This window comes from Microbacterium sp. K24, from assembly GCF_004794465.1.
In the GTDB taxonomy this organism is placed as follows: Bacteria; Actinomycetota; Actinomycetes; order Actinomycetales; family Microbacteriaceae; genus Microbacterium.
This window is the reverse complement of record NZ_SSDJ01000087.1, coordinates 1-5,729: the sequence shown is the minus strand read 5'-3', so window position 1 is coordinate 5,729 and position 5,729 is coordinate 1. Positions and strand designations below refer to the sequence as shown.

The window sequence follows — 5,729 nt, the reverse complement described above, 5'->3', positions numbered from 1 at the left end:
CGGCGCTCGCCGGCATCCGCGCGGCCCCCGCGCTCGGGGCGCGCGCCGTCACGAGCGGCGCCACCGGTGTGACGGTCGTGGAAAGAGGTCTTCTTGGCGCCGTAGCGCGGCTCGAAGTTGGCAGCGGGGCGTCCGCCCCGGGGCTTCTTGTTCTTGGGCATTGCAGGTCTGTCCTTCTGAGTTCTCGCACGAGAACAGCGCTGCGCGCACGCGCGAGCACCCAGTGCTTCCCATAGAGATGAAGCTCGGGTTCCGGACTGTCAGCGGCCGGGGCCATTCATGTGATGGTTGATTTGCGTCGAGCGACGCTCACCATCGGCCCCTGGACTCACACTTCTTACACAAAAACGTCCGCGCTCTGCGCGGGTGTCCGAAGCCGACCGAATGAGTCTAGCGGTCCCGCCTGGGAGAGTCATCCGCGCCATACGATGGCGGGGTGAACTCCGCATCTCCCACCGGCACCCAGGTCGACCTCCGATTCGGCGATGTGACCGCCCAGATCGCGCAGGTCGGCGCCTCGCTCCGCTCTCTCCGCATCGGCGGCGTCGATCTCGTGCCGACGTATCCGCTCGACATTCCGACGCCGTCGTGCTCCGGCGTCGTCCTCGCCCCCTGGCCGAACCGGGTGCGCGACGGACTCTGGGACGACGACGGCACCGCCCGCCAGCTCGCGATCACCGAGCCGAAGTTCACCAACGCCAGCCATGGACTGCTCCGCTTCGTCGCGTACGACATCGACCAGACGGATGCCGCGGCGACGCTCAGCGCCACGATCGTGCCGCAGACCGGGTACCCGTACCAGATCGAGACCTCGGTCACCTATCTGCTCACCGAGACGGGCATCGACGTCATCCACGTGCTCGCGAACCGGTCGTCCGAGCCTGCACCCGTCGCCCTCGGCACGCATCCCTTCGTCACGATCGGCGACGTCGACCCGCACGACCTGGTGCTGCGCGTCCCCGCCGCGACGATGTTCGACACCGACGAACGGATGCTGCCCACCGGCACCCGTCCGGCCGACGCGGCCCTGCGCGACGGCATCCGTCTGGGCGACGCGTCGCTCGACACCGGCTTCACCGACCTCGCCCGCGACGACGACGGGCTGGTGCGGCACACGCTCACCGCACCCGACGGTCGCCGCCTCACGGTGTGGCAGGGCGAGGGCTTCGACTACGTGCAGGTGTTCACGACCGACAAGTACCCGGGCCACGACCTCGCGCTCGCGATCGAGCCGATGACCGCCCCCGCCGATGCGCTGAACAGCGGCCTCGGCATCCGTCGTCTCGCCCCCGACGAGTCCTGGACGCTGCGCTGGGGCATCGCGCTCGGCTGAGCGGCGGCGTTCGAATCGCTCAACTGGTCGCTTTCCAGCCGTGAATGCGACCAGTCGCGCGATTCGAACGCCGGGGTCAGACCAGCCCGCGGTCGCGCAGCTCGCGGCGCGTCAGGTGCGACACGTCGGGGAGTCCGGATGCATCGACCGTGACCGCGTCCCGCGCCGGCTCGACCGCAGTCGGGGCCTCAGGCTCGGTCGGCGCATCCGAATCGGAACCAGTGCCCGCGGCATCCGCCCCGCCACCCCTGCGGGCCCGACGGCGCTCCTTGGCACCTTCGACGAGGTTGTAGAGCGTCGGCAGCACGATCAGGGTCAGCACGGTCGAGGACAGCAGTCCGCCGATCACGACGATCGCCAGCGGCTGTGAGATGAAGCCGCCGTGCCCGGTGATGCCGAGCGCCATCGGGGTGAGCGCGAGGATCGTCGCGAGCGCCGTCATGAGGATCGGCCGCAGACGCTTCTCGCCACCGGCCTTCACGGCATCCACTGTCGACAGACCCTTCTGCCGGTACTGGTTGACGAGGTCGATCAGCACGATCGCGTTCGTCACGACGATGCCGATGAGCATCAGCACGCCGATCAGCGAGGCGACGCCGAGCGGCACGCCCGTGACGATCTGCAACAGGATCGCACCGGTCGCCGCGAACGGCACCGAGACGAGCAGCAGCAGCGGCTGGCGCAGCGACTTGAAGGTCGCCACCATCACCACGTACACGATGAGGATCGCGGCGAGCATCGCGAGGCCGAGCTGCGAGAACGAGTCGGCCTGCTGCGAGGCGACACCGCCGACCTCGGCCGAAGCGCCGTCGGGCAGGTCGACGGCCGCGAGGGCGGTGTTCACCGACGCCGTCGCGACGGCGAGATTGTCGGATGCCGGCGGCACGGTGATCGTCGACGTGCGGCGCCCCTGCTCGGTGGTGATCGAGGTGGGGCCGTTGCGCTCTTCGACGGTCGCGATGTCCTGCAGCTCCACGATGCCGAGCGGCGTCGGGATCGCGAGGGCCTTGAGCGCGTCGACCGTGGTCGGCGGCTCGGGCGTCACGAGGTAGATCGTCAGCGCGGTGTCGTCGATCTCGACGGATCCGGCCTGGGTCGGGCGCATGGTGCTCGACACGATCGATCCGACCGCGACCTCGGAGAGCCCACGCTGCGCGGCGGCCTCGCGGTCGACCACGACCGCGATGTAGGGCAGCGATGCGGCGAGGTTGTCGGTGACCTGACCGACCCCGTCGCGCCCGTCGAGCTCGTCGAGCACCGAGGTCGTCGCGGTCTGCAGGTCTTCGGCGTTCGACGCCGAGACGGAGATCTCGATGTCGCTCGAGCCGAAGCCGGCGGATGCCGCGACGGACACGTCTCCGACGTCGTCGCCGAGCCCGTCGATCGCATCCTGCACGTCGGCGCGCAGCTTCTCCTGGTCGGCATCCCCGTCGGTCAGGACCGAGTAGGTGACGCCCGCTCCGCCGGAGAAGGCATCACGCAGGGCCGAGCCGCTCGAGCCGATCGAGGCCTGCACGTGCTCGATGCCGTCGATGCCGAGCAGCGCGTCCTCGACGGCGACCGCAGCGGTCGACTTGGCTTCGAGGCTGGCGGTGGGGCCGAGATCCTGCGTCACCGTCATGGTGTTCTGGCCGGAGTCGCCGAGGAAGTTCTGCTTCATCAGCGGGTAAGCGGCGAGTGTGCCACCGAGGACGACGACGGCGATGATCACCGTGACACCGGAGTGCTTGAGCGTCCACCCCAGGATGGGCCGGTACCGGCGCTGCAGCCACGTGGGCGGCGCGTCTTCATGCTCGGGGTCGATCGCCACGCCGTTCTCGTCGAGCAGCGGCTTGCCCGGGCGCAGGAACCAGTACGCGAGCACCGGCACGATCGTCAGCGAGACGAGCAGCGAGGCGATCATCGCGATGGCGACGGTGACGGCGAACGGACGGAACAGCTCGCCGACCATGTCTCCGACGAATACGATCGGGAGGAACACCGCCACCGTGGTGATCGTGGACGCCGTGACCGCCATCGCGACCTCGCGTACCGCGAGCCGGATCGCGTCGCCCTTGTCGGCGTCGCCGACGTAATGGCGTTTGATGTTCTCGATCACGACGATGGAGTCGTCGACCACGCGCCCGATGGCGATCGTCAGAGCACCCAGGGTCAGGATGTTCAGGGAATAGCCGAAGGCCTGCAGCCCGATGAACGTGATGAGGACGGAGGTCGGGATCGAGATCGCCGTCACCAGCGTGGAGCGGATCGACAGCAGGAACACCAGGATGACGATCACCGCGAACGCCAGGCCGAGCAGACCCTCGGTCGCGAGGCTCTCGATGGACTGCACGATGAACGGCGCCTGGTCGAAGATGACCGTGAACTTCGCGTCCGGGAAGGCGTCGCCGATCTCGTCGAGCGCCGCGATCACGCCCTGCGACACCTCGACGGTGTTCGCGGCCGGGAGCTTCGTGATCGAGATGGAGAGCGCGTCCTTGCCATCGACGCGCGAGATGGACGAGACGGGGTCGGACTCCTGGGCGACGGTCGCCACGTCGCCGATGGTCAGCGTCGTTCCGACCAGAGGCAGGGCGGCGAGCTCGTCGACGGAGGTGATCTTCGCCCCGGTCTGGACGGTGAGGGTCTGGCCGTCCGCCGTGATGTCGCCCCCGGGGAAGAGCGTGCCGTTCTGCTGCAGCGCCGACGTGATGGCCTGGGTGCTCTGCCCTTCGGCGGCGAGCTTGGCGACGTCGGGAGTGATCGTGATGCGCTGACCGACGCCGCCGATGATCTGCGCAGCGTTGACGCCGTCGACGTCTTCGAGGTCGGGGATCGCGACGTTCTCGAGCTCGGCCTGGGCGTTCTCGGCATCCTCGAATCCGGTGACCGCGACCTGGATCACGGGGAAGTCGTCGATCGACACGGCGAGGACCTGCGGACTGACGTCCTCGGGCAGCTGCCCCGAGATGCGGTTGATCGCCTGCTGGATCTTCTGCTCGGCGGTCGCGAGGTTCGTGCCGTAGGCGAAGGTCGCCTGCACGATCGAGGCGTTGGTCGTGCTCGTCGCCGTCGTCCCCTCCAGTCCCGGCACTCCCTGGATCGCGGCCTCGACGGGCGTCGAGACGTCGTTCTCGACGACCTCCGGCGACGCGCCGGGGTAGCTGGTCGAGACGATGAGGTTCGGCAGCTCGAGCGAGGGGATGAGCTCCTGCTTGAGGTTGGTCAGGGCGAGACCGCCGAACACCGCGGCGACGATCGTGATGAGGGCGATGAGCGCCCGGTTCTTCAGGCTCAGGACGGCGAGATTCGACACGGCGGATTCCTCGGTTCAGGGTGCGGACGGCGCTGCGGTGCGACCGGGGGTGGTATCAGTCTCGGGCATGCCGAGGAGTTGTGTGAGCACGGTCTCGATGAAGGGACGGTCGAGGGCGGTGTCGCGGATCTGCGTGCTCCACATGACGCCGTCGATGAAGATCATCGCGGCCGTCGCGCGGTCGTGTCCGTAGGCGGGTTCGAGGAACGACACCAGCTGCTCGGAGAGGTGCCGAGCGAGCTTGCGCAGACGGGGGTCGTGGACGGCCGCGGTGACGACAGCCCGGTCGGCCTTGACGGCACGGGCGTCGTCGAGTCCCTCGGCGATCAGGTCGGCGATCACGGCGGGGCTGACGCCGCGCTGAGCGAGCGCGATGCGCACGCCGTCGAGTCGGGCGTCGACCTCGTCGGCGAGCGCGCGGAGTGCGGCGGTGCGCAGGTCGTCGAGCGTGTCGAAGTACTGGGTCGTGGCGCCGAGCGGCACCCCCGCGCGAGAGGCGACCAGGCGATGCGTGACGCCGTCGACGCCGACCTCGACGATCAGCTCCGCGGCGGCCGCGACGATCTCGCGGCGGCGCGCTTCGGGGTCACGTCGTCGACGCGTGCTCTCCGCCATGCCTGACCCCCTGGACATCCGTACATGTACATTTGTACATTTCCGCGATGGGAGGACGCTGGGAGCCGCGCCCGGCCTCAGACGAGGGCGCCGAGCGCGAGCCCCAGCCCGGCCGCGGTCAGCCCGAGCAGCAGCATGCCGATCGCGTGGAAGGCGGATGCCGGGCGTTCGCCGTCGCGCCACAGGGCGACGGTGTCGAGCATGGCCGTGCTGAAGGTCGTGTAGCCGCCGAGCAGACCGGCGCCGAGGATGAAGGCGGCATCGGGCAGCGCGGTCGTCACGAGCCCGAGGGCGAAGGAGCCGGTGATGTTCACCAGCACGATCCCCCACGGGAACCCGCGTCCGGCGAACCGGGCGACGCCGTGGTCGACCAGATACCGCAGCACGGCGCCGAGCCCTCCGGCGAGCGCGGCGGCGAGGAACAGGAGCGGACTCACGATGCCCCGTCCGATGCGCGCCGCGGGCGTCCGAGTCGCAGGCCGAGCG

The 5,729-nt window shown here is 69.4% G+C and carries 4 protein-coding genes; 1 reads left to right on the top strand and 3 read right to left on the bottom strand.

The window, feature by feature from the left end; translation table 11 throughout:
- The first annotated feature begins 436 nt into the window (after nt 1–436).
- Nucleotides 437–1,333, top strand: a complete 897-nt coding sequence (locus tag DW306_RS07130; RefSeq protein WP_136054925.1) for an aldose 1-epimerase family protein — start codon at nt 437–439, stop codon at nt 1,331–1,333.
- 76 nt (nt 1,334–1,409) lie between these two features.
- Here DW306_RS07130 and DW306_RS07125 read toward each other — a convergent pair whose 3' ends face one another.
- The 3 genes from DW306_RS07125 to DW306_RS07115 form a co-directional block, all read right to left on the bottom strand.
- Nucleotides 1,410–4,628, bottom strand: a complete 3,219-nt coding sequence (locus tag DW306_RS07125; protein ID WP_136054924.1) for an efflux RND transporter permease subunit — start codon at nt 4,626–4,628, stop codon at nt 1,410–1,412.
- Nucleotides 4,629–4,643: 15 nt separating this feature from the next.
- On the bottom strand, nt 4,644–5,243 hold the full coding sequence (locus tag DW306_RS07120) for a TetR family transcriptional regulator (RefSeq protein WP_136054923.1): 600 nt from the start codon (nt 5,241–5,243) through the stop codon (nt 4,644–4,646).
- A 77-nt stretch (nt 5,244–5,320) separates the two neighbouring features.
- Nucleotides 5,321–5,729 (bottom strand): CrcB family protein (locus DW306_RS07115; RefSeq protein ID WP_342670837.1); only part of this gene is annotated, 409 nt, incomplete at its 5' end.